A 24,167-nucleotide genomic window follows, 5' to 3' on the forward strand; every position below is an offset into this window, starting at 1 on the left:
ATATTTTAAATTACACTAATTGTTTTAAAGCAATTTCAAATGCAGTAGCACTAATGTTTGTTTTAGAATTGTTTAAAGCATGTGCTTTTACAATGGCATTTTTTATAATTTCTGATGTGTCTTGAAAAATAGCTTCATCAGTCATTTGTACTTTCTTTTCCATGAAATATGCAAAAACTCTAGCCATTCCGCAATTTGAAATGAAATCAGGAATCAAACTTACTTTATGGTCTACATCTTCCATAATTGGGCCGAAAAATATTTCTTTATCAGCAAATGGAACGTTAGCACCACAAGAAATCACTTCTAGTCCACTAGCAATTAAACTGTCAATTTGAGATTGAGCAACTAAGCGAGAAGCAGCACATGGTGTGAAAATTTCAGCACCAATTGTCCATATTTTTTGATTTATTTCCTCAAAAGGGATCATGTTTTTTGCTACTAATTTATTCCCGTCTTTATTAAGGAATAATTCTTTTATTTCTTCAAATGAGAATCCTTCTTCATTGATTAATCCACCATCTCTATCGATAATACCAATTACTTTGGCGCCCATTTCGGCCAAATAGAAAGCAGCAGCTGAACCTACATTTCCAAAACCTTGAACAATTGCTTTCTTTCCTTTTACATCACCACCATAAGTTGAGTAGTAATGGCGAACTGCTTCGGCAACACCAAAACCAGTAATCATATCAGCAATCGTATATTTTCTTGCCACATCAGGGGAGAATTTCGGGTTTTCGATTACTTTAACCACTCCTTGACGTAGTTGACCTATTCTATTTATTTTATCTGCTTCAGTAGGTTTAAAGTGACCATTAAAAACACCTTCTTGTGGATGCCAAACGCCACATTCTTCCGTCATTGGAATAACTTCGTGAATTTCATCAACATTTAAATCACCACCGGTTCCATAATAACTTTTTAATAAAGGGGAAACGGCTTTGTACCAACGTTGTAAAACGCCTTTTTTTCTTGGGTCATTTGGGTCAAAATTAATACCAGATTTGGCACCACCAATTGCCGGGCCAGAAACTGTAAATTTTACTTCCATCGTTTTTGCTAACGACAAAACTTCATTTATATCCAATCCTTTTCTCATTCTTGTTCCACCACCAGCAGCACCACCACGCAACGAGTTAATCACAGTCCAGCCTTCTGCATCTGTTTCAGTGTCTTTCCAATTGAATACAATTACAGGTTCTTTATTTTCAAATTTCTTCAGTAAATCTTTCATTTTGTTGCGATATGTTTAATTTGTACAAATATAAAAAATAGAATAATGCGAATTATGTATTTGTGTATTTATTTGCATAGTAAATTTTTCCAGAACTATGGTCCTTTTTTGCTCCCGTTACACTTGATAATACGTTGATTTCATTACGTAATTTCAATACGCCCAAGAAAGCAAAGATCAGTGCTTCTTTAAATTCTAGAATTTTAGCATTGGGAATTATTATTGCTATATCAGGTAAATGATGGTGTATGCGCTCTATTAGAAAATCATTATAAGCTCCGCCGCCAGTTATGAAAAGACTTCCTTTTTTAGTTGGTAACGCTAAAGCAATTTGTAGCGCTACATGTTCTGTGAAAGTATGTAATTTGTCTTCTATAGTAATAGTGAAACTTTCAATCAAGGGTAAAACAGTTTCTTTTACAAATTCAAAACCTAAGGATTTAGGATGTTTTTTTTGATAAAAATCCAATTCATTTAGTTGCTTTAAAAGAGCTTCATTGGTATTTCCGGATCTTGATATTTCCCCTTTATCATCGTAATTGAATCCCAATTGATTGGCGTAGTAATTTAATACGGTGTTAACTGGTGAAATATCAAATGCAATTCGGGTATTATTTTCTTCGAATGAAATATTAGAAAATCCACCTAAATTCATGCAATAATCATATTCTGAAAACAAAATACGATCCCCAATAGGAACTAATGGAGCGCCTTGACCACCAAGTTGAACATCTTGTACTCTAAAATCACAAATGACTGTTTGATTAATTAAGGAAGCAATTTCAGGTAAGTTTCCTATTTGTAGCGTAAAACTATTTTGTGGTTGATGTAAAATGGTATGTCCATGGGAACAGACAGCATCAAGATTTTCAATTTTATTTATTTTTATAAAATTTGAAATAATAGTAGCGAGAAGGGTAGTGTAATCTTGATTTAATTTTTCTAATTTATTTGTCGAATAATCTACTGCTGATTTTAAAGAATTGATCCAATTTGTGTCATAAGAAATAGTTTCAGATTCTAGGATTTTAAAATTCCATTTGTTATTTTCGACAGTGAAGATTATGTGTGATAAATCGACTCCGTCTAGAGAAGTGCCTGACATGACACCTATAATATTATACTTTTCTTTTAACATTGGCTTAATTTACGAAATCGTTTGAAATATGATTTATAATAATTACTTTTGGCAACAAATTTAACAACATTTAATTTACAATAAAAATATGGATTTTAATCTTACCGAAGAGCATTTAATGATTCAACAAGCGGCAAAAGATTTTGCTAATACTGAATTGTTGGGTGGAGTTGTAGAAAGAGACGAGCATTCAAAGTTTCCTACTGAACAGGTGAAAATGATGGCTGAGCTTGGGTTTTTGGGAATGATGGTCGATCCTAAATATGGTGGGTCAGGATTAGATAGTATTTCTTATGTTTTGGCAATTACCGAAATTGCAAAAGTAGATGCTTCAGCTGCGGTTATCATGTCAGTAAATAATTCATTGGTTTGTGCGGGTATTGAAAAATATTGTAATGAAGAACAAAAAATGAAATATTTAGTGCCTTTAGCTAAAGGGGAGGTAATTGGTGCTTTTTGTTTATCGGAGCCAGAAGCGGGTTCTGATGCGACTTCTCAAAAAACAACAGCAATAGATAAAGGAGATTATTATTTACTTAACGGTACAAAAAACTGGATTACTAATGGATCTTCGGCATCAACTTATATTGTAATTGCCCAAACTGATATTGAAAAAGGACACAAAGGGATCAATGCTTTCATTGTTGAAAAAGGATGGGCTGGTTTTGATATTGGTCCAAAGGAAAAGAAAATGGGAATTCGTGGATCTGATACTCATTCATTACTATTTAATGATGTGAAAGTTCCAAAAGAAAATAGAATAGGGGATGATGGATTTGGATTCAATTTTGCCATGTCTGTTTTAAATGGAGGAAGAATTGGAATTGCTTCTCAAGCCTTAGGAATTGCAACAGGAGCTTATGAATTAGCATTAAAATATTCGCAAGAGCGTAAAGCTTTTGGAAAAGAAATTTTCAAACACCAAGCTATTGCTTTCAAATTAGCTGATATGGCAACTCAAATTATGGCTGCCAAATTGTTAGTTCTTAAAGCGGCATCTGAGAAAGATGAAGGTAAGGATATTTCACAATCTGGAGCTATGGCTAAATTATTTGCTTCACAAACCGCTATGGATACTACAATTGAAGCAGTACAAATTCACGGTGGAAATGGTTACGTATCCGAATATCATGTAGAACGTATGATGCGCGATGCTAAAATTACGCAAATCTATGAAGGGACATCTGAAATACAACGAATTGTAATTTCAAGAACGTTAGTTTCCTAAATTTTATAAAATATTTTTTTTTAACCATTAAGGGGTAAGTAGTTGAGATGTAAATCATCTTAATGGTCTTATTTCTTAGTGGTTTTTTAATTCTAAAAAAGTGTACATTTACCCAAAAGTTTCCTTTTATGTACGATGATTTAAAATATTGGTACTTGCGCGATCATAAATTATTCCGGACTTTAAGTTTTGGACAAATCAAGCAATTGTGTATTATTACGGGGTTTAAAAAGGCTCAAAAAGGAGAGGTTATTTATTTCAGTTCTTCAGATGTGCCTCGAATTTTTCTTTTGAAAAAAGGGAACATAAAAATAGTGGCAGTAGACGAAGAGGGAAATGAAACCATAAAAGACATTATTCAAAAAGGCGATTTGTTTGGGGAACTAACTTTAGAATCCGACAATCAAGCCAATGAGTATGCCAAAGTATTATCTGATGATGTAGCTATTTGCAGTTTTTTACTATCGGATTTTGAAGATCTATTATTGAGCAATCCTAGTTTGGCTTTATCCTATACTAAATTTGTAGGTTTGAAAATGAAGCGAATAAAAAATAGCTACTCTAATTTGATTTCTAAAGATGCCAAAACCAGACTACTATTGTTTTTAAAAGACTGGGGTGAAAGCGAAGGAAAAAGAACGGGTAACCGAATTGTGATTGAAAATTATTTGACTCAAAACGATATTGCTCAAATCATTTGTACTTCAAGACAAACCGCTACTCAGTTATTGAATGAAATGGAAACGAACGGTATAATTGCCTACAACAGAAAAGAAATAATTATTACGGATATAAATAATTTGTAGTTATTTTTATTGAATTGCAAACTAGGCGACAATTGCTTCTTAAATTACATAGTAGTTTTGTATTAATAAAATGAAACACTATGAAAAAATTATTTAGCCTTGCTTTATTTGCAATAGTATCGCTTGTAAATGCCCAAAATGAATTGCCTAAAACGGCAACAGATATTTCACCTTTGTTAATTGGTGAGAAAATTCCAGATGTTATCTTGAAATCAGTCGATAATCAAGATGTTAATTTAGCCTCCCTATTTAGTAATAAAAAAACTGTTTTAGTTTTTTATCGTGGTGGATGGTGTCCATATTGTAATCTACATTTATCCGCTTTAGGTGAAGCCGAAGCAGCATTAATAGCTTTAGGATACCAAATAATAGCAATTAGTCCAGATTCTCCAACAAGTTTGAAAGCTACTGTAGAAAAAGATAAAGTAAATTACCTTTTATTATCTGATAGTAATGGAAAGCTTGCAAAAACGATGGGAATTGCTTTTGAAGCTCCAGAAAATTACAAATCTATGTTGGCTAAAAGTTCTGATGGTGTAAATAGTAGTTTTTTGCCCGTTCCTTCTGTTTTTATTTTGAATGTAAATAAGGAAATCGAATTTGAATTTATTACTCCAGATTTTAAACATAGAATTACAAATGATCTTTTGATTGCAGCTGCTAAATCTTTAAAAGAATAGAAATGAAAAATTATTTTTTTGTTTTGATACTGGTTACTGTTTCTACTTTTGGCTACGCCCAAGGTTGTAGTGATGCAGGAATATGTTCAATAGGACATGGTTTTCAAAGTGACGAAAAAGAATTAAAAAATAGTGTAGGAATTGCTTCTGTTTTTGGTGCTGGTGAGGCTGATGTAACCTATTTTTCTCCATTTATTTCCTATACTAGAAAAATAAATGAAAACTGGTCGCTGAGTAGTAAGGTGACATTTTCTAGTGCCAATGGTGCATTTGGAACTTCAACTTCATTAGGAGATGCTTTTCTGTCAGGGAATTATACCTTTGAAACAAAGAATAATAAACAATGGAGTACATTATTCGGTTTTAAAATTCCTTTTACAAATTCCGATTTAAAAATTGATGGAAAGTCACTGCCATTAGATTATCAATCAAGTTTAGGAACGTATGATTTATTTATTGGAGGGAATTTTAAATATAATAATTGGGATTTTAATTCAGCTATTCAAATCCCAGTAATAAATAATAATAAAAACTCTTATTTTAAAGAGTTTTCAGGCACTAATGATTTTCCGTCTACAAATAGGTTTGAACGTAGGTCAGATGCATTGTTTCGAACAACTTATACGCTAAAAACTGCCAATAAAAAATTTATCTTTAAACCGAATGTTTTATTTATTTATCATCTAGGAGAGGATAGTTATGAGACTATTCAGGGAGATAGAGAAAAAATAAAAGGGTCAGATGGTTTAACTATTAACGGGAATTTATTAACCACATATGTAATAAATAATCATAATAGTATAGAGCTCTCAATGGCAACTCCATTTGTAATTAGGGATATCCGTCCAGATGGTTTGACAAGGGCTTACGTTGTTAGTATTCAGTATAATATAATATTTTAATTGATTTGTAAGATGAAAAACCGTATTTTAATTGCCGCAATATTTTGTTTGATTTCTTTATTATCATTTGCACAAAATGAGAGTAAAAGACTAACACAATTTAATCTAGAAAAGAAAGTAGCTATTCAAGGCTACGATCCTGTTGCTTATTTTAAACAAGGTAAAGCAGTAAAAGGGAAAAAAGAATTGGGATCTATTTATGAAGGAGTGAATTATTATTTCTCATCAGTAGAAAACAAAGATGCTTTTGCAAAAAGCCCAATGACTTACGAACCACAATATGGAGGTTGGTGTGCATTTGCAATGGGAGATTCTGGTGAAAAAGTCGAAATTGATCCCGCAACATTTAAAATTGTTGAAGGTAAATTATACTTGTTTTATAATGCCTATTTTAACAATACATTGAAAAGCTGGAATAAAGATCAATCCAATTTGAAGGCAAAAGCCGATACAAACTGGAAGAAGTTTTTTAAATAAAAATAAAATTATGAAATCACCACTGATAACTTGGTTATTGCGCCTTATTGTTGCAGTAATTCTAATTCAAACTTTGTATTTTAAATTTACTGGTGCCGAAGAAAGTGTTTATATTTTCTCTACTTTAGGGATGGAACCTTATGGAAGAATAGGCTCAGGGATTGCCGAATTGATAGCGTCGATTTTAATTGTGTATCCAAAAACAACTTGGATTGGGGCATTAATAGGCATGGGAGTAATGATAGGTGCTATTGCATCTCATTTATTTGTTTTGGGTATAGAAGTGCAAAATGACGGGGGAACTCTTTTTATTTTGGCTCTAATTACCTTTATTTGTTGTTCTCTTTTGGTTTATCAAAATAAGAATACAATACTCAATTTGTTAAAATTAAAATTGTAATATGCTGATACCTTCTATAAATACGAGCTTGAATGAATTGGTAGATTTGCTTGTTCAACTCCCAGATTCTGAATATGCTAAGCCTTGTGTTTCGCTAAGTGATTCTACTATTGGCGAACATACGAGGCACATTATCGAGATGTTTCAGTGTCTTGAGAATAATTATAATTTGGGGATAGTGAATTATGATAAAAGACCACGGAACAAATTAATTCAAACCGATACTGATTTTGCCATATCTCAAATTAAAATGGTCCAAAATTCATTGGAAAAAGAAAATAAAAAGTTAGAATTACAGCAAATAATTGATAGTGAAGAGCTTCGTATTGAGAGTAATTATTTCAGAGAATTGCTTTATAATTTGGAACATTGTATCCATCATCAGGCTTTAATAAAAGTGGCGATTTTACAAATTGATACTATTGAAGTAGATGTCAATTTTGGAGTGGCACGTTCAACAATTGAATATAGAAATCAATGTGCACAGTAAGTTTTGTAAAAGTGGATAACAAAGTCATCATTACCTCCAATCGCGATGAAAAGGTGATAAGGCCCAGTGCAATTAAGCCCAAAAATTACATAGTAAAAGGCAAAAATGTCATTTATCCAAAAGACCCAAAAGCGGGAGGGACTTGGTACGCAGTGGATGACGATGGGACTATTTTGGTTTTATTGAATGGTGCCAATGAAAAACATATCCCAAAGCTTCCCTATAGAAGAAGCCGTGGTTTAATTGTTTTAGATATCATAAGCGAAGTATCCCCAAAGGATTTCTGGAATGAGATTGATTTAGATAACATTGAACCTTTTACTTTAGTTTTATTTCAAAATGGGGCGCTTTTTCAATTAAGATGGAACGGTTTAAAAAAAGAGGAGGTTGTTTTAAATGCAGATGATAGACACATCTGGTCTTCGGCTACTTTGTATCCCGATGAAATTAGAAAAGAAAGAGCAGATTTGTTTTATACCTTCTTGGAGGAGAATGGGGCAATTTCAGAAAAAGAAATGTACCAGTATCATCGCTATACAGATAAAGACAATCATCAAAATGGGTTGGTTATCAATCGAAATAATGAAATGAAAACGCTAAGTATTACGCAAGCCATAACTGAACAAAATAAGGTCGCTATTCGTCATTATGATTTAATATCCCAAAAAGAATCGTGCACTTCATTTATTATAATTTAAAAATACCCTAAGTGATATTTAACAGAAATTCTAAATTACTACTACACAAGATAACCCATTGGGAATATTGGCCTTTCCAATTGGTCTATATTCCTATTTATTTTCAATGGGCCTTTTACGCTATAAAAGCAAAATCAATTTTTTTCTTTAATGCGTCTAATCCCACGATAAAAAATGGAGGATTTATTATGGAATCTAAAAAAGCGATTTATGATTTAATCCCTCAAAAATATTATCCCAAAACGGAATTAATTAGAGAAGGGACTTCATTAGAATCAATAGAAAATACAATTAAATCCTCGGGGATAAAATATCCTTTGATCGCTAAACCTGATATTGGTTTGCGTGGTTCAGGAGTTAAGAAAATTGAAACTATTACTGATTTAAAGCAATATGCCTCCAAAGCCAATTTTGATTATGTAATCCAAGACTTAATTCCGTTTCAAAATGAAGTTGGTATTTTCTATGTACGATACCCCAATCAAAAATCAGGAAAAATTACAGGAATTGTTTCCAAAGAATTTTTAATTATTACAGGAAACGGTACTGCAACAATCGAAGAGTTAATAAAGGAAAATCCGCGTTATGAATTGCAATTAAAAGTACTACAGCAGGAATACGGTAATCGTTTATTAACCGTTTTAGCTGTAGGGGAAAAAATAAATCTTGTTCCCTACGGCAATCATGCCAGAGGTGCTAAGTTTATTGATGGGAGTGACTGGATAACTCCAAAATTGGAAGCCGTTATTAATGAAATGTGTTTGCAAATACCAGGCTTTTATTTTGGGAGATTGGATGTTATGTATAATACGATTGAAGAATTGGAAAACGGAAAAAACTTTTCGATAGTGGAATTAAATGGAGCTGCTAGTGAACCAACTCACATTTATGATCCCAAACATTCTTTGTTTTTTGCTTGGAAAGAATTGTCACGACACATTAGCTATATGTTTGAAATTAGTGTTGCCAACAATAAAAAAGGCGTGCCATATCTGGCTCACAAAGAAGGGATGAAAGAATACCGATTGCATCTAGAACAGAGCAATAAAATTGTCAATTTTTAACAGCAATGAAAATAATAAAGAATATTCTTGTGGGGTTTGTTGTGAGCTTTTTGGGTTCTATTCCACTGGGATATTTGAATTTTATAGGCTTTGAAATTTACACTAAATTTGGAATAAATAATTTACTTTTATATTTATTAGGTGTTATTTTTATTGAAGCTCTAGTCATTTATTTCACTTTAATTTTTGCTGCTAAATTAGCCAATAATAAAAAATTGATGAAGGTAATTGACATCTTTGGTATTTTCTTTTTATTGCTTTTGGCCTATTCCTTCTACTCTCATTCTACTCAATCTGTTTCGAATCAACATTATTTAGAAAAATACATTATCTATTCTCCTGTTGTAATCGGTTTATTTTTAAGTAGCATTAACTTTTTGCAGCTTCCCTTTTGGACGGGTTGGAATTTGTATTTGATAAATGGAAAATATATTCATGTGAATGGAAAATGGAAGTTTTTTTACATTCTAGGAACGCTAATAGGAACTTTTTTAGGAATGCTAGCTTTGGTTTTTTTCTTGAATACAATATCTCAAAACGCAGATAGCTTCTCTAAATACTTAATGCCTGTTATAATTCCAATGCTCTTTATCGTTATGGCTTGTTTACAAAGCTATAAAGTTTTTAAAAAATATATTAGATAGTTTATTTGATTGATATTTTATTCCTTCTATAAGATAGCTTTTTTCATGTCGTAAGCCATAATGAAGTAGTCATTACTATTGAATTGAAAATCGCCAATAATTGTCCATTGTAATTTTTTACTATGGGCTTTTAAGGAAGGGATATTCTTTTTATTGATAAATGTCAAAGCCAATGGGTAACGTTCAACAATATGGCTTCTCATGAATTCAAAAAGAGGCTTAATTAATCCTTTGCCACGATAGTCTGCATGAATGCATATAGGACCGTATTGAAAACTATTGGTTGTAGTAATGGGATTAAAATCTTGAAAAGTAAGATTTGGAAATAAGGAACTCATGTAGTTAAAAATAGGCCATTGGTTAAAAAAAGCCCAGCTTTCTGCAAAAATATAAGCGATGACTTTTTGATTGTCTTTGGCAATAAATAAACCTTTATTTTCTATGACTTGAGTCAACTGAGCAATTGTAAATGGCGTTGTCACAAAACCAAATTGTTTTTCGGCTTCTGTTAAATTAGAAACTAAATATAATTCTTGTAATGATAAAACACCGTCGATGTCTTGAAGTGACGCAATTTCTAATGGGATGTTTTCGGTCATTTTAAAGGAATTTAGTAGCGTTATTTTTTTTTGCAAAAATAAAAATAATTTGAGATTTTTTTATATTTAGATTAAAAATAATCGCTTGTTTTAAATAGTACTTTTTAATGGATTTGTTTATTTTTGCTAAATGAAAAATATTATTGTAACAGGTACAAGTAGAGGAATAGGGTATGAGTTGGCGTTGTTATTTGCAAATGCAGGACATCAAGTATTGGCTCTCTCTAGAAAAACCCCACGTATCCTTATAGAACATAAAAACATAAGCTGTCTATCAGTTGATTTATCAAATGAATCAGATTTAGATAGTGTAAAAGATTTTCTTTCTAGTTCATGGAAAAAAGTAGACGCTATTGTTCATAATGCGGGAAGTTTGTTATTGAAACCTTTTTCAGAAACAACTCAAGATGATTTTGAAGCTGTTTATAAAGTCAATGTTTTTGGGGTTGCAAATTTAACTCGTATTTGTTTGCCATATTTACAAAAAGGGAGTCATGTAGTAACAATAAGTTCTATGGGTGGAATTCAAGGAAGCCTAAAGTTTGCTGGACTAGCGGCATATAGCTCTAGTAAAGGAGCGGTTATAACGCTTTCTGAATTACTTGCTGAGGAATATAAAGAAAGAGGAATTTCGTTTAATGTTTTGGCATTGGGTTCAGTTCAAACAGAAATGTTGGCTGAAGCTTTTCCAGGATATCAAGCTCCGATATCTGCAAGTGAAATGGCGGACTATATTTTCAATTTTACATTGACTGGAAATAAATATTACAACGGGAAAGTACTAGAAGTTTCTTCTACAAACCCATAAATTAACAACTATTTTGAGCGAAACTCTAGCTAGATATATTCCTGAACATGCTGTAAAACCAGTTTTTGAATTGATTGTTGCGAATCAAGTACATCTTAAGATTGTAAATGAGCGACAAACTCGTCATGGTGATTATAGAAAAGGATTAAATGGTAAACATGAGATTACTGTTAATTCTAGCTTGAATAAATATAAGTTCCTAATTACATTAATACATGAAATAGGACATTTGGTGGCCTTTGAAAAGTTTGGTCGAAATATAAAACCTCATGGTCAAGAATGGAAATATTCGTTTCAACAACTCATGGTTCCTTTTATTCGTCCTGAGATTTTTCCAAGTCATTTATTACCGTTAATAGCTAGACATTTTAAAAATCCAACTGCTAGTAGTGATACAGATGCTAATTTGTCTTTAGCATTAAAGCAATTTGATAAACAAAATGATAAAAATTATATTTTTGAAATTCCATATGGCAGTGTTTTTAGAATTCAAAATGGAAAGATTTTTAAGAAAATTGCAATAAGAACTAAAAGGTTTGAATGTTTAGAAATTAACTCTGGAAAATTGTATCTTTTTAATCCAAATGCTGAGGTAGAGTTATTACCTAGTTAATAATAAAAAACGGACTTTGGTTTTTAAATCAAAGTCCGTTTTTTATTAAAATGGTATTTTTATTTATTCCTTCAAATACGCTTCTCTTACTTTTTTGAATAAATTAGAAGAGTAGACAAAATCAACTACTGCTTGATTATCTGTTCTAAAAATTTCTTCTTTTGTTCCTTCCCAAGCTTTTAATCCATTTTTAAGAAATAAGATGCGTTCTCCGATTTCCATCACTGAATTCATATCATGTGTATTTATAACGGTAGTGATATTGTATTCCTCCGTTATCTCTTTAATCAAATTATCTATTAATATAGCAGTGTTTGGATCCAATCCAGAGTTTGGTTCATCACAAAACAAGTATTTAGGGTTGTTTACAATGGCACGGGCAATAGCCACACGCTTTTGCATTCCTCCAGATATTTCTGATGGGAGTTTCTTATGAGCGTCAGTAAGATTGACTCTTTTTAAAACAAAATCTACACGTTCTTGGATTTTAGTTCCGTTGTCTCTAGTAAACATTTTCAAAGGGAAACCCACATTTTCAGCAACAGTCATGGAATCAAATAAAGCACTGCCCTGGAAAACCATTCCAATTTCGGTTCTTAACTCTCTTTTTTCATCTGCTTCGAGTTCCGAATATATTCTACCATCAAAACAAATTTTCCCAGATTCCGGCTGATGGATACCAAGTAAACTTTTTAACAAAACCGTTTTTCCAGAACCACTTTGACCTATAATTAAATTGGTTTTACCAGTTTCAAAAACAGTTGATATTCCTTTAAGAATTTTGACACCACCAAATGATTTTTCTATGTTTTTTACTTCTATCATTACGTTAAGAGTAATTGTGTTAAAATATAATTCATCAAAATAATGGTTACGGAAGTCCAAACAAATGATACTGTACTTGCCTTTCCTACTTCAAGTGCTCCACCTTTCATATAATAACCATGAAAGGAAGGTATAGTTGCCAATAGCAATGCAAAAATAAAGGTCTTTATAAAAGCATAAGCAATATGAAAGGGTATGAATTCTCGTTGTATACCATCTATAAAATCAGCACTACTACCAAAACCACCATAAACACTAGCAATATAACCACCAAGTATTCCTAGAAACATAGCAATCCCAATAAGGAACGGATATAATAATAAAGCCATTAACTTAGGGAAAACTAAATAGTTTAATGAGTTTACGCCCATCACTTCAAGTGCATCTATTTGTTCCGTTACTCTCATGGTCCCAATACTCGATGTGATAAATGATCCCATTTTTCCTGCCATTACCACAGAGATAAACGTGGGTGCAAATTCTAAAATAATAGATTGACGAGTAGCGAACCCTATTAAGTACTTTGGTATTAAAGGGTTGGTCAAGTTTAATGCTGTTTGTATAGCAACAACTCCACCAACAAAAAATGAAATAAAGGCAACAATACCAAGAGAACCAATGATTAAATCATCTATTTCCTTAAATATAAGTTTTTTCATTACAGACCATTTGGTTTGTTTATTGAAAATCTCCCCTAACATTAAGAAATATTTCCCTACTTGTGATAAATATCGAATGAGCATCATAGTTTTAAAATATAGTCAAAAATAGTTATAAGTTATGAGTTATGTGTTATGAGTTCAGGCTTTTTAGAATAGAGCAATTAACCAATTAATTTCTCTTTCATTTTCATTAAACGATACTTTCGAATAAATCGTGCTTGTTCTTTTGTAACCATTAAAGGCGTTTTTGCTGATTTTGCTTTCCAAAAACCGCTTAGATAGTCGATAAATAGGAGGGGCTTCTTTTTCATCATTGCCAGTTTTGCTGATGCAATTGCAGTAATGATAAAACCGTAGCCTAAAGTGTAAAATGCTTCCCCTTGTTTGTAACGAGCCGTTTTACTATAATTAGCGCCAGTAGGTTTTAAATGTTTTACATGTAAAGTAGCATCAGTGACTACTTTCCAATTATAGAATTTACAAAGTAATTCATCAACCGTATCCCAACCCATTTGTGCTTTTAGTCCACCTATTTGTTTGAATGTTTCTTTTCTGTATGCTTTTAACGCACCACGAATATGATCTTTATCTGTTAAATTTTCTAGAATCCATTCTCCATTTTTCTCAATATAACAAAAGCCTCCAGCCATACCAATAGTGGAGTCTGATTGAAAATGCTTGACAATTGTTTCAAAATAATTATTTGGAAAAATTAGATCGGCATCCGCTTTCATCATAATATCATACTGATCATCTAGTGATTCTAAACCAGCGTTGAATGCTTGGATAACTTTGCTTCCTGGTAAATGAATGGCGCTTGACTCTTTGTTGACTAATGTGATAAACGGATGTTCTTTGGCGAAAGCCAAAACAATCTCTGCCGTTTTATCAGTTGAGTTATCATTAACAATCACTACTTTTTTTGGCAATAGTGTTTGAGAAATCAAGGATTCCAATGTTAAAGTAATAAGTGCCTCTTCGTTGTGTGCGGGAATAACTACGTAGTAATTCATTATTTTATCTTTTCGGCATAAACAATATAATACCTATTAGTGAAATAGCGCAATAAAGGGCGGATTCCAAGTTTCTTTACTGGATTAGTCCATTTTTGTCTGTCGATGATTTTCCAGCCTGTTTTTTCTAATAACCAATCGAGTTGCCAATCTTCAAATTCGTGGTAATGTCTGTCCCACATATCCGTTTTACTTCGGTATGCTGGAGAAAACCACAATCGCATTGGGATCGAAATAAAAAGTTTGTCTGATTTTATTTCACTTAAAATGGTAAACGGATTCAATAAGTGTTCGAAGATTTCAAATGCAGTAACTACATCTTGTTTTTCTTTTGAAAATATAGATTGATCAAGATCTAAATCTTCACCAGTAGTGTTTCTTACAGTATAGCCATCTTCTTTCATGATTTTTGAAAAAGGATTTTCAACGCCTAAATCTAGAATGCTTTCTGTAGTTGAAATGTGTTTGTTTAAAAATTCTAAAGTATGTTTGAATCTTTTATTAGGAAACGTTTTTTCGTACATTTTTGTTATAGTTTATCCAAAGTGCAAATGTACAAAGATATATTTCTTCTATTGCAGATTTCAACTCAGTTTGTTTCATGTTGAATCATTTATAAATAAAAAGGCCACTATTATATGAGAATAGTGGCCTTTTATAAATATGTTTCGAAATATTAATATCTATAAATAAAGGCATTTACATTCATTCCAGCTCCAACAGAAGCAAAAAGAAGAATATCTCCTTTATTGATTTTTTGATCTTTTATTTCACCTCTAATTAATAAGTCAAATAAAGTAGGCACAGTAGCTACACTACTATTTCCTAATTCGTGAATACTCATAGGCATTATGTCTTGGGGTACTGGTCTGTCATGAAGTTTGTAAAAACGTTGTATGATCGCTTCGTCCATTTTTTCATTGGCTTGATGAATAAGAATTTTCTTTACATCATCAATTCCAAGACCACTTTTATCCAAACAGCTTTTCATTGCAGCTGGAACAGTAGTTAGGGCAAATTCATAAATCTTACGACCATGCATTTTTATGTATCGCGTGTCAGGATCTAGTTCCGTATTGTAGGATGGTCCAAAAAATAAATAATTAGCTTCGTCCATAGCATAAGTTCCACTTTCATAAGAAAGTAATCCAGTTTCATCGTCTGAAGCTTCTATTATCGAGGCACCAGCACCATCCGAATAGATCATCGAATCTCTATCATGGTCGTCTACAACTCTAGATAATGTTTCAGACCCGATAACTAAACAACGTTTGGCCATGCCAGATTTAATAAAAGCATTAGCTTGTAATACGCCTTCAATCCATCCAGGACATCCAAAAAGAATATCGTAGGCGACACATTTAGGGTTTTTTATTTGTAATTTATTTTTCACTCGTGTTGCTAAACTAGGTAACATATCCGATTGAGATGTGCCACTTTTTACATCACCAAAATTGTGTGCGAAAATAATATAATCAATCGTTTCTGGGTCTATTGCTGCGTTTGCTATCGCTTTTTGAGAAGCAAAGAAGGCAAGATCTGATGAGGTATACTGATCTTCGGCATATCGTCTATGCTCAATTCCTGTAATCCCTTTAAATTTATTAATTATAATTTCATTTGGTTTCCCAAATGGTGTTCCGTCTTCATTTAAAAAAATATGATTACCAAAATCGGTATTGCTTACTTTCTTTTCAGGAATATAACTTCCTATTCCAGTTATTTTTATTTTCATGGTTTTATTTTTCCAAAAATTTAGGCTAATTTAAAGATAAAAAAATAATTACAGCTATATTATTTACTATGCACGCATATAATTATAGGATATTAATTATTTGGCTAATTTACTGATGATTTTTTAATAAATATTCGAAAACGATGTAGTTTTTACAATGCTATTTGTGATTTTCCGATCAGAATTTTTTTTCGGGAGTTTTTTTCTAATTAAATGTTTCTAAAATAAGTAGTTGTAAAAGGAATAAAAAAAATGCCTCGAAATTTGACTGTCTCCAAAAAAGTTAGACACTATTTGGGAATAGGAAACATGAAATATGCTTTTATTTCGCAACAATGCAGCTACAAAAAAATACGAAATTGATGTTTTTATTGCTATGAAGGAGCAGTTTTATGGCTTAATCTCTTTGGATGGATTGCAGTTGGATTGCTATTTTATTTTTTATAATAGTAAAAGGAGTACTGTGTGTGAGTTTAGATTTTAAAAGATAAAAATGGTTGCCTTTCCATTTTTTGCATGTATCTGCAACATATGTTTTATACCGTGCTTCAAATATTCTATTAATAAAATAGCTTTAAAACTATATTTACAACTAGTTATTTATTATTGTGTTAATAAAAAAAACAGGGTGTCTTCTCCTCAATAATTTTAGTTCTTTTTCCTTTAGTATCTAAAATTGAATGTATAATATGGTAGTACATTATTAAAGAGATGGTCTTATTATGATAGTGCTAAACATGTACTTCGTTGATTAGTCCTTTACCTACGTCGCATCAGGTGTTTTTTTTGCATTTAATAAACAACATTAAAATCTTAAACTTATATAATTATAAAAATAATGAGGAAACCAACTTACGTAGCGTTATTCTTTTCGCTTACTATTTCATTTTTTGGTAACGCACAATCTAAAAAATATTTAGATAAAAGTAAAACAATAGAAGAACGCATTTCTTTGTTAATGAAAGAAATGACGCTGGAGGAGAAAGTAGGACAAATGAATCAATATAATGGCTCATGGGATTTTACAGGACCAAAACCAGAGGTTGGCTCGGAAGAAGAAAAGTACAACCATTTAAAGAAAGGCTGGGTTGGTTCGATGCTTAGTGTACGTGGAGTGAAAGAAGTTCGCGCAGTACAGAAAATTGCCGTAGAAGAGTCGCGCCTAGGTATTCCGTTGATTTTTGGGTTTGACGTCATTCATGGATACAAAACAATTAGCCCAATTCCGCTTGCTGAAGCTGCTAGTTGGGACTTAGAAGCTATTAAAAAATCAGCTGCTGTAGCCGCAGACGAAGCTTCGGCATCTGGTTTAAATTGGACATTTGGTCCTAATGTCGATGTTTCAAATGAAGCCCGATGGGGTAGAGTAATGGAAGGAGCAGGTGAAGACCCATATTTAGGAAGTAAGATCGCCGAAGCTAGAGTAAAAGGTTTTCAAGGTGAAAAATTAGATGCGCCTAATACCATTACCGCCTGTGCTAAACATTTTGCAGGATACGGTTTTGTTGAAGCAGGTAAAGAGTATAATGGAGTAGATATGAGCAATTCTAAATTATACAATACGGTTTTACCTCCTTTTGAAGCAGCAGTTAAAGCGGGTGTGCGTACTTTTATGAATTCATTTAATACTTTGAATGGAATTCCTGCAACCGGAAATAGTTTTTTACAAAGGGATATATTAAAGGGAAATTGGAAGTTCAGTGGGTTCGTGGTTTCTGATTGGGCTTCAATAGGCGAAATGATTACTCATGGGTATGCTAAAGATGGTGCCGATGCATCAGCTAAGGCAGCTATTGCAGGATCAGATATGGATATGGAGTCACATCTGTATGTAAAAGAGTTAGTAGGATTAGTAAAAAAGGGTACTGTAAAAGAAAGTGTTGTTGATGATGCAGTTCGCCGTATACTTCGAGTAAAATTTGAGTTGGGTCTGTTTGATGATCCCTATAAATATTGTGATGAATTCCGTGAAAAAGCAACAATAGGGAACAAAGCAAACAATGATGCGGTACTAGACATGGCCAAGAAATCGATTGTTTTATTAAAAAATGAAGGAAGTCTATTGCCATTAAAAAAATCTGGATTAAAAATTGCGATAATAGGAGCCTTGGCTAATGATAAAAATAGTCCGTTAGGAAGTTGGAGAATTGCTGCCGATGATGATACTGCTGTTTCTGTTTTAGAGGGAATGCAACAGTACAAAAACAATAAATTAGTGTATGAAAAAGGAACCGATGTGTCGGTCGGAAAACAACTCTTTGTACAGGAAGTGCAAATAAATTCAACTGATTTCTCTGGATTTGAAGCGGCCAAAAAAGTAGCAATAGAGTCAGATGTAGTGGTTATGGTTCTTGGAGAAGTTGGTTTTCAAAGCGGGGAAGGTCGCAGTAGGACTGAGCTGGGTTTGCCAGGGAATCAGCAACAATTACTAGAAGAGATTTACAAAGTAAATAAGAAAGTAGTTTTGGTTTTAAATAATGGGCGTCCTTTAGCATTGCCTTGGGCTTCGGCTACTATTCCTGCTATTGTTGAGGCATGGCAGTTAGGTACACAAACTGGAAATGCGGTAGCTCAAGTGTTGTATGGGGATTATAATCCAAGTGGTAAATTGCCTATGTCGTTTCCTAGAAATGTAGGGCAATGTCCTATTTATTACAATAGTTATTCAACGGGAAGACCTATAGATAAAGATAGTAATGTTTTTTGGTCACATTATATTGATGTCGAAAAAACACCTTTATATCCTTTTGGTTTTGGATTAAGTTATACTAATTTTAAGTATGCCAATCTAAAAATTAGTAACACAACTCCTAAAAAAGGGGAGCAAGTAAAAGTTTCAGTTGAAGTGTCAAATATGGGACAATATGATGGTAAAGAGGTAGTGCAATTGTATGTAAATGATGCCGTGGCAAGTATAGCGCGACCAGTAAAAGAATTAAAAGGGTTTGAATTGATAGTGTTAAATAAGGGGGAAACAAAAACAATTGAGTTTAATTTGACCGATAAAGAATTAGGGTTTTATAATAATGCAGGAGAATTTTTAGTTGAAAGTGGTTTGTTTAATATCATGGTTGGTGGAAATTCGATTGAAGGATTGAGTTCGAGCTTTGAATTGAAGTAGTCTGTTCAAGGAATCGGCTCAAAGCCATTTCTATTTAAGGATTAGATTGTATTATGCAGTGTTTTTTGTGCCATCTGCTGTTGTAATACACTAAGATATCCTTGGATGGAAATGGTTTTTTTGGGTGTTATTTTTTTTAAAAGAAGGTATAATGGGGTAGTGATTTAGTATAAAAAAAGCAGTCATTGCCATGCAATAGCAGAACAGCGTTTTGAAATTGTTTTTAAATAATGAATAATAAATGAGTTGCGGTAGGCAACATTAAAACTTACAATTTATATTTGAAATATATTAGGATTAATAACTATACTATAATGGCAATACATAAATTACAATGGCAGTTATTCTTTTGGTTAGTGTTTTCGAATGTTTTGTTTGCTCAAAATAAATTCGAAAACTACCAGTTTAGAATAATTAAAGAAGGAACTTCAAAACGTGCAGTGTCTTCAATAGTCCAAGATAATTATGGGTTTACGTGGATTGGTACAAATGGAGCAGGTTTGTATCGTTACGACGGAGTGAACTATATAGGCTATGAATACAATCTAAAAAAATCAGGATCTGTAAATAGTAATGTTATTTATGCAACTTATGTTGATGACAAAAATAATCTCTGGATAGGTACAGATGAGGGGTTGTGTTTGTACAATCGGGATAGTGATCAATTTACTAAAATTAAGATTGAAGATGTCGTTGCTAAAGGGTATGCTGAGCCTATAACTGTAAAATGTATCATTCAAGATAATCAAGGTAATTTGATACTGGGAACCTATGGTTACGGTTTAATACTGTTGAACAAAAAAACATTAAAAGCCAAAAAAATAGAATCGAGGCTTATTAATTTGAAGGACTTTCAAATTAAAGATTTTGCTAAAAATAAAAAAGGGGTTGTCTTTTTTGGATCAAATTTCGGAATGTTCTATTTCGATTCAAACTATCAAATTAAGCCAATTTTTAAAGATAAGTTCAAGAAAATACCGGTAACAGAATCGATTGAATCAATGGTAGTTGATAAAAATGATTTCATATGGATAGGAACAACATCGGACGGTTTATTTAAAATAAAAATTGACAATGATACGTATCAATTTCAAAATTTTCCAATCACAAAACACAAGGTACTTTCGATTATAAAAAACAGTCAAAATATTATTGTTTGTGGAACTGAGAATGATGGGTTAATAACTGTAGATAATTCAGGCGCGATCATTAAAAAGTATTTGCATAGTAAATATGATAATTATAGTTTAAAATCAAATTCCGTCTGGTCTTTATATGAGGATAAGGAAAGCCGCATTTGGATAGGGTACTACAATAAAGGAGTGGGCGTATTTGATAAGCCTAACACTAAGTTTAATACGGTTGAGTCGTTATTAAATAATGATAATTCCTTACAAACTAGCTCGGTTACCGCTGTCGCAAAAGATAAATTGGGGAATTTATTAATAAGTACAGAAGGAGGAGGAATTGATGTTTTTGATCCAGAAAAAAAGAGTTTTGTTCATGTAAACAGCATTAATCAAAGTTATTATGCAGGATTAACGGCTAATGATATTCAGACTATTTTTATAGATAGCAAACAAAATATTTGGCTTGGGAGTTGGAATCAGGGGATTTTTTTCCTGAAGTTTGGTACAAAGAAATTTGTAAATTACAGTACATCGAATACAAAAGGATTACTATCGAATCGCATATTTAGCTTTACAGAGGATTCCAAGGGAAGAATCTGGATCGGTTCATTTGTCAAAGGGTTGCACTATTTTGATTCTGTTCAAAATAAATTTTTTCATTGCAATTTTGAAAACGTATTTAAAGACGACGCTAGTCTAGCCTATGTTCGAAAAGTTTTTGTGGATTCTGACGATGTTTTGTGGGTGGGAACTATCCTAGGATTGTATCAAGTAAAAATAAACGATGGAGGTTCGTATACTGTCATTTCGATGAAAAATCAAATGATTAAAAACTTCAAAAAACACAACAGTATTCAAACTATTTTATCGATTTACGAGTCAAACGACAAGACCATTTGGATAGGTACTGATGGAGGTGGCTTGTTTAGCTATAACAAAAAGAAAAGGCAGTTCTTTAATTATAATGATTTTCCTGATTTTAAGGAAAAATCGATTCGCTCCATCGTAACTGATGCTAATGATTGTTTGTGGGTTAGTGGTGGATTAGGTCTCTCAAAACTTGATTTTAAAAATAAAACGAGTGTTAATTTTACTATGGATGATGGGTTATTAGTAAATGAATTCAACAACAATGCTGTATTTAAAGATGGCTACGGCATGTTGTATTTTGGGAGCTATGAGGGACTGATTTATTTCAATCCCAATCAAATAAAGAAAACCCAAAAAGAGCCGTCGTTATATTTTAGCGACTTTAAGTTATTCAATAAATCAGTGGTTCCTGGTGCCGAATCCTCACCATTAAAAAAAGTAATATACCAGACAAAATCCTTAACACTCGATCATTCACAATCAGTATTCACTATCGAATATGTAGGGATAAATTACAATTATCCAGGTAAAAACGAATACGCTTATTATTTAGAAGGTTTTGAAAAAGACTGGAACTATGTGGGCAATAATAGAACAGCAACATATACTAATCTTGAGGCTGGAGAATATACTTTCAAAGTAAAAGCGGCAAATAAAGCAGGCATATGGAGTTCCAAGCCTGTAGTGCTGCATATTCGTGTTTTACCACCCTGGTGGAGATCGTATTTGGCCTATTTTTTATACATCGGGCTTCTTGTTTTTGTGTTATTGTATTTAAATGGAATTTATCAGAACAAATTTAAGGCAAAACAAGCTATTGTTTTGGAAAGAGAAAAAGCAATTCAGTTAGAGAAATTAAATAATAAAAAATTACAGTTTTTCACTAATATTTCACATGAATTTAGAACACCACTTACCCTAATAATAAACCCATTAGAAGATATTCTTAAAAATAAAAATGAAGACATATCTAAGGAAGTTTTTGACAAGCTCAAAACAATTCATAAGAGTTCAGATCGACTTTCAAGGTTAATTAATGAGTTAATGGACTTTAATAAGTTACAGTTTAATAAAATCATTTTACAGGTTAAGAAAGTCGAAGTAATCAGTTTCACAAAAGAAATCATTAGCTATTTTGATGAAGAAGCACGAAATAGAAAAATCAAAATTATTTTCGAATCGCCATTAGAAAAACTTAATGATTGGCTAGATCCTAAAATGTTAGAGAAAATTATTTTTAATATTATTTCGAATGCCTTTAAATTTACTCCTGACAACGGTCTAATAAGTGTTGCCATTGAAAAAGTCGAAAAGGCACTTTTAATTGATGGAAATGTAGTGCCTAGTTTTTCGATAGTTGTTACAGACACTGGAGCAGGTATTGCTAAGAAGGATTTAAAAAGAATTTTTGATCGCTTCTATCAAGTTAATAATTTGAATAAAGTGTACTACGGTAGCACGGGAATAGGACTAGAAGTTGTTAAAGAATTTGTAGAACTCCATCAAGGAATAATAGGGGTGGATAGCAAGCAGGACGAAGGAACAAAATTTACCGTAACGTTCCCAATTGGCAAACATTTTTATGATCAAGCTGAGGTAAGCAACGAAGTATTTCATTTAGATTCCATAAAAAGCAAGAATTTTATAGCACCCGAAGGTGTTGAATTCCAAACTGCCGAGACACCCGAAGGAGACAAAGCTTTTACTGTTTTAATTGTCGAAGATAATTCAGGGCTTCGTAATTACTTAAAACAAGAATTGAGAAAACAATACAAAGTGATTGTGGCCGAAAACGGAAAAAAAGGATATGATTTAGCTCTACAGAAGTTGCCGGATTTAATTATTACGGATGTGATAATGCCTGTTATGGATGGATTGGAATTGTGTAAAAACATCAAGGGAAACTTGAAAACTAGTCACATACCGTTATTAATGCTTTCTGCAAAAGCGATGGTGAAAGACAGGCTAGAAGGTATCGATTCTGGTGCCGATATTTATTTAAGTAAGCCCTTTGATTTAGATATTTTAAAGTCGAGTTTGGCTCAATTGATCTCTAGTAGACAAATTATGTTTAATAAATTTTATACAGGGATAACGAATCAAGGAAAAGAGCATACAACCACATTGGACAATGAATTTATCCAAAAAACATTAAGTTATATTAATGAAAACATTAGTGACTCGCAATTGAGTGTTGAGCTTCTATCTTCTAAAGTATTTTTAAGTAGGAGTCAATTGTATCGAAAAATTAAAGCATTAACAGGTGTTACTGTAAGTGAGTTTATTCGAAATGTACGACTTGAAAAAGCACGAGTATTGATTGAACAAGGGAATAATAACATGAACGAAATTAGCTTTAAAGTAGGGTTTACGTCCCCGTCCTATTTTGCGAAGTGTTATAAAAATAAGTACGGCCACCTGCCTAGACAAGGAATGGGTAATAAAGACTAAATACTTTATATAAATCAGATTGTTAAGTTTGAATAAATCGAATGGGTAAAAAGTAATTTTTATCCATTCGATTTTTTGTTTATGATAAAAATATAAATATCGAATATAATGTATAGGAAATTTTTTTAAACCTTCATTAACTTGATTTATTGTTTTTTAAGCAAAATGAGATAATAAAATTTTTTTACTGAAACAAAAATAATGGTTTTGATTGCTGCTCTATTTCGTTTTTAAAGAAGGTTTATATTGAGTCAATTCTCCTGTTTTTACTTAGATTATTTTGCACTATCTATTTTTATAAACGTTATTTTTTAATATAAGATTAAAAAACAGCACTGTTTTTTATCATAAAAACACATTGCAAAGCGTAATCATAGAATCTTAAAATCCATTGTTTGTTGGTTTTAGCGCATTTGTGCATCAAATATCTTATAAGATGCAACATCTGTTTTATGATACCGCTCTCTGTCCCTCTATTTTAGATAAGAAAATTTCAGCATAATCATCTCGCTATAAATTACCATTTGTAATGAAATGGCCAGATAGGTTTTTGATGCAGTTTTTAACTAACCAATT

22 protein-coding genes are annotated in these 24,167 nt (G+C 32.2%); 14 read left to right on the forward strand and 8 right to left on the reverse strand.

Annotated features, from left to right (window positions below):
- Window positions 1-10: 10 nt before the first annotated feature.
- Together AB3G34_RS00240 and AB3G34_RS00245 are read right to left on the reverse strand one after the other, a co-directional pair.
- Complete coding sequence (locus tag AB3G34_RS00240) at window positions 11-1,237, reverse strand: Glu/Leu/Phe/Val dehydrogenase dimerization domain-containing protein (RefSeq protein WP_369753095.1); 1,227 nt, start codon at window positions 1,235-1,237, stop codon at window positions 11-13.
- A gap of 52 nt (window positions 1,238-1,289) precedes the next feature.
- The gene (locus AB3G34_RS00245) at window positions 1,290-2,375 is read right to left on the reverse strand and encodes an anhydro-N-acetylmuramic acid kinase (RefSeq protein ID WP_369753096.1); all 1,086 of its coding nucleotides are present in this window, start codon (window positions 2,373-2,375) and stop codon (window positions 1,290-1,292) included.
- Window positions 2,376-2,463: 88 nt separating this feature from the next.
- Between AB3G34_RS00245 and AB3G34_RS00250 the strand changes: the two genes are divergently transcribed.
- The 10 genes from AB3G34_RS00250 to AB3G34_RS00295 all read left to right on the forward strand — a co-directional run bounded on the left by AB3G34_RS00250 (window position 2,464) and on the right by AB3G34_RS00295 (window position 9,764).
- Window positions 2,464-3,603 carry an acyl-CoA dehydrogenase family protein gene (locus tag AB3G34_RS00250; protein ID WP_369753097.1) on the forward strand — a complete coding sequence of 380 codons (1,140 nt, stop codon included), beginning with the start codon at window positions 2,464-2,466 and terminating at the stop codon, window positions 3,601-3,603.
- Between the two features lie 128 nt (window positions 3,604-3,731).
- Entirely contained in the window at window positions 3,732-4,409 is a 678-nt protein-coding gene (locus AB3G34_RS00255; RefSeq protein ID WP_367757109.1) for a Crp/Fnr family transcriptional regulator, read from the forward strand.
- Between the two features lie 80 nt (window positions 4,410-4,489).
- Window positions 4,490-5,089 carry a peroxiredoxin-like family protein gene (locus tag AB3G34_RS00260; RefSeq protein WP_367757111.1) on the forward strand — a complete coding sequence of 200 codons (600 nt, stop codon included), beginning with the start codon at window positions 4,490-4,492 and terminating at the stop codon, window positions 5,087-5,089.
- Between the two features lie 2 nt (window positions 5,090-5,091).
- Complete coding sequence (locus tag AB3G34_RS00265) at window positions 5,092-5,991, forward strand: hypothetical protein (RefSeq protein ID WP_369753098.1); 900 nt, start codon at window positions 5,092-5,094, stop codon at window positions 5,989-5,991.
- A gap of 12 nt (window positions 5,992-6,003) precedes the next feature.
- Window positions 6,004-6,468 (forward strand): YHS domain-containing (seleno)protein, encoded by a 465-nt coding sequence (locus AB3G34_RS00270; protein ID WP_367757115.1) that lies wholly within the window; start codon window positions 6,004-6,006, stop codon window positions 6,466-6,468.
- A 10-nt stretch (window positions 6,469-6,478) separates the two neighbouring features.
- Window positions 6,479-6,868, forward strand: coding sequence for a DoxX family protein (locus AB3G34_RS00275; protein ID WP_367757117.1), 390 nt, complete (start codon window positions 6,479-6,481; stop codon window positions 6,866-6,868).
- Window position 6,869: 1 nt separating this feature from the next.
- Complete coding sequence (locus AB3G34_RS00280; RefSeq protein ID WP_367757119.1) at window positions 6,870-7,358, forward strand: DinB family protein; 489 nt, start codon at window positions 6,870-6,872, stop codon at window positions 7,356-7,358.
- Window positions 7,346-8,056: an NRDE family protein gene (locus tag AB3G34_RS00285; protein ID WP_367773488.1), complete on the forward strand. Its 711-nt coding sequence runs from the start codon at window positions 7,346-7,348 to the stop codon at window positions 8,054-8,056. Before AB3G34_RS00280 ends, AB3G34_RS00285 begins: the two co-directional genes overlap by 13 nt.
- Before the next feature lie 11 nt (window positions 8,057-8,067).
- Window positions 8,068-9,120 carry a D-alanine--D-alanine ligase gene (locus tag AB3G34_RS00290; protein WP_369753099.1) on the forward strand — a complete coding sequence of 351 codons (1,053 nt, stop codon included), beginning with the start codon at window positions 8,068-8,070 and terminating at the stop codon, window positions 9,118-9,120.
- A 5-nt stretch (window positions 9,121-9,125) separates the two neighbouring features.
- Window positions 9,126-9,764, forward strand: coding sequence for a hypothetical protein (locus AB3G34_RS00295; protein WP_369753100.1), 639 nt, complete (start codon window positions 9,126-9,128; stop codon window positions 9,762-9,764).
- Between the two features lie 26 nt (window positions 9,765-9,790).
- On the opposite strand, the gene AB3G34_RS00300 is transcribed toward AB3G34_RS00295, so the two are convergent.
- Window positions 9,791-10,363 (reverse strand): GNAT family acetyltransferase, encoded by a 573-nt coding sequence (locus AB3G34_RS00300; RefSeq protein WP_369753101.1) that lies wholly within the window; start codon window positions 10,361-10,363, stop codon window positions 9,791-9,793.
- A 130-nt stretch (window positions 10,364-10,493) separates the two neighbouring features.
- On the opposite strand from AB3G34_RS00300, the gene AB3G34_RS00305 reads away from it, so the two are divergent.
- Together AB3G34_RS00305 and AB3G34_RS00310 are read left to right on the forward strand one after the other, a co-directional pair.
- A complete protein-coding gene (locus tag AB3G34_RS00305) occupies window positions 10,494-11,171 on the forward strand; it encodes an SDR family NAD(P)-dependent oxidoreductase (RefSeq protein ID WP_367757128.1) in 678 nt (225 codons plus the stop codon).
- Between the two features lie 13 nt (window positions 11,172-11,184).
- The gene (locus AB3G34_RS00310; RefSeq protein ID WP_367773496.1) at window positions 11,185-11,784 is read left to right on the forward strand and encodes a SprT-like domain-containing protein; all 600 of its coding nucleotides are present in this window, start codon (window positions 11,185-11,187) and stop codon (window positions 11,782-11,784) included.
- A 63-nt stretch (window positions 11,785-11,847) separates the two neighbouring features.
- On the opposite strand, the gene AB3G34_RS00315 is transcribed toward AB3G34_RS00310, so the two are convergent.
- From AB3G34_RS00315 to AB3G34_RS00335, 5 genes are all read right to left on the reverse strand, one after another.
- A complete protein-coding gene (locus AB3G34_RS00315) occupies window positions 11,848-12,609 on the reverse strand; it encodes an ABC transporter ATP-binding protein (protein WP_367757132.1) in 762 nt (253 codons plus the stop codon).
- Window positions 12,609-13,355 (reverse strand): MlaE family ABC transporter permease, encoded by a 747-nt coding sequence (locus AB3G34_RS00320; RefSeq protein WP_367757134.1) that lies wholly within the window; start codon window positions 13,353-13,355, stop codon window positions 12,609-12,611. The genes AB3G34_RS00315 and AB3G34_RS00320 overlap by 1 nt, the downstream gene beginning before the upstream one ends.
- A gap of 77 nt (window positions 13,356-13,432) precedes the next feature.
- Window positions 13,433-14,284, reverse strand: coding sequence for a glycosyltransferase family 2 protein (locus tag AB3G34_RS00325; protein ID WP_367757136.1), 852 nt, complete (start codon window positions 14,282-14,284; stop codon window positions 13,433-13,435).
- Window positions 14,284-14,808, reverse strand: coding sequence for a methyltransferase (locus AB3G34_RS00330; protein WP_367757137.1), 525 nt, complete (start codon window positions 14,806-14,808; stop codon window positions 14,284-14,286). The genes AB3G34_RS00325 and AB3G34_RS00330 overlap by 1 nt, the downstream gene beginning before the upstream one ends.
- A gap of 152 nt (window positions 14,809-14,960) precedes the next feature.
- Window positions 14,961-16,019 (reverse strand): 3-oxoacyl-ACP synthase III family protein, encoded by a 1,059-nt coding sequence (locus AB3G34_RS00335; protein ID WP_369753102.1) that lies wholly within the window; start codon window positions 16,017-16,019, stop codon window positions 14,961-14,963.
- An 838-nt stretch (window positions 16,020-16,857) separates the two neighbouring features.
- Here AB3G34_RS00335 and bglX point away from each other — a divergent pair.
- Complete coding sequence (gene bglX, locus AB3G34_RS00340; protein ID WP_369753103.1) at window positions 16,858-19,140, forward strand: beta-glucosidase BglX; 2,283 nt, start codon at window positions 16,858-16,860, stop codon at window positions 19,138-19,140.
- 314 nt (window positions 19,141-19,454) lie between these two features.
- The gene (locus AB3G34_RS00345) at window positions 19,455-23,591 is read left to right on the forward strand and encodes a two-component regulator propeller domain-containing protein (RefSeq protein WP_369753104.1); all 4,137 of its coding nucleotides are present in this window, start codon (window positions 19,455-19,457) and stop codon (window positions 23,589-23,591) included.
- Window positions 23,592-24,167: the final 576 nt, after the last annotated feature.

It is taken from the genome of Flavobacterium sp. WC2409, from assembly GCF_041200085.1.
Classification (GTDB): Bacteria; Bacteroidota; Bacteroidia; order Flavobacteriales; family Flavobacteriaceae; genus Flavobacterium.

Excerpts from the sequence above, each read along its gene's own strand:
- AB3G34_RS00270 (WP_367757115.1), top strand. The coding sequence starts at position 6,004 with ATGAAAAACCGTATTTTAATTGCCGCAATATTTTGTTTGATTTCTTTA.
- AB3G34_RS00345 (WP_369753104.1), top strand. The coding sequence starts at position 19,455 with ATGGCAATACATAAATTACAATGGCAGTTATTCTTTTGGTTAGTGTTT.
- AB3G34_RS00240 (WP_369753095.1), bottom strand. The coding sequence starts at position 1,237 with ATGAAAGATTTACTGAAGAAATTTGAAAATAAAGAACCTGTAATTGTA.
- AB3G34_RS00275 (WP_367757117.1), top strand. The coding sequence starts at position 6,479 with ATGAAATCACCACTGATAACTTGGTTATTGCGCCTTATTGTTGCAGTA.
- AB3G34_RS00305 (WP_367757128.1), top strand. The coding sequence starts at position 10,494 with ATGAAAAATATTATTGTAACAGGTACAAGTAGAGGAATAGGGTATGAG.
- AB3G34_RS00250 (WP_369753097.1), top strand. The coding sequence starts at position 2,464 with ATGGATTTTAATCTTACCGAAGAGCATTTAATGATTCAACAAGCGGCA.
- AB3G34_RS00295 (WP_369753100.1), top strand. The coding sequence starts at position 9,126 with ATGAAAATAATAAAGAATATTCTTGTGGGGTTTGTTGTGAGCTTTTTG.
- AB3G34_RS00255 (WP_367757109.1), top strand. The coding sequence starts at position 3,732 with ATGTACGATGATTTAAAATATTGGTACTTGCGCGATCATAAATTATTC.
- AB3G34_RS00260 (WP_367757111.1), top strand. The coding sequence starts at position 4,490 with ATGAAAAAATTATTTAGCCTTGCTTTATTTGCAATAGTATCGCTTGTA.
- AB3G34_RS00330 (WP_367757137.1), bottom strand. The coding sequence starts at position 14,808 with ATGTACGAAAAAACGTTTCCTAATAAAAGATTCAAACATACTTTAGAA.
- AB3G34_RS00315 (WP_367757132.1), bottom strand. The coding sequence starts at position 12,609 with ATGATAGAAGTAAAAAACATAGAAAAATCATTTGGTGGTGTCAAAATT.
- AB3G34_RS00285 (WP_367773488.1), top strand. The coding sequence starts at position 7,346 with ATGTGCACAGTAAGTTTTGTAAAAGTGGATAACAAAGTCATCATTACC.
- AB3G34_RS00325 (WP_367757136.1), bottom strand. The coding sequence starts at position 14,284 with ATGAATTACTACGTAGTTATTCCCGCACACAACGAAGAGGCACTTATT.
- bglX (WP_369753103.1), top strand. The coding sequence starts at position 16,858 with ATGAGGAAACCAACTTACGTAGCGTTATTCTTTTCGCTTACTATTTCA.
- AB3G34_RS00265 (WP_369753098.1), top strand. The coding sequence starts at position 5,092 with ATGAAAAATTATTTTTTTGTTTTGATACTGGTTACTGTTTCTACTTTT.
- AB3G34_RS00335 (WP_369753102.1), bottom strand. The coding sequence starts at position 16,019 with ATGAAAATAAAAATAACTGGAATAGGAAGTTATATTCCTGAAAAGAAA.
- AB3G34_RS00245 (WP_369753096.1), bottom strand. The coding sequence starts at position 2,375 with ATGTTAAAAGAAAAGTATAATATTATAGGTGTCATGTCAGGCACTTCT.
- AB3G34_RS00280 (WP_367757119.1), top strand. The coding sequence starts at position 6,870 with ATGCTGATACCTTCTATAAATACGAGCTTGAATGAATTGGTAGATTTG.
- AB3G34_RS00320 (WP_367757134.1), bottom strand. The coding sequence starts at position 13,355 with ATGATGCTCATTCGATATTTATCACAAGTAGGGAAATATTTCTTAATG.
- AB3G34_RS00300 (WP_369753101.1), bottom strand. The coding sequence starts at position 10,363 with ATGACCGAAAACATCCCATTAGAAATTGCGTCACTTCAAGACATCGAC.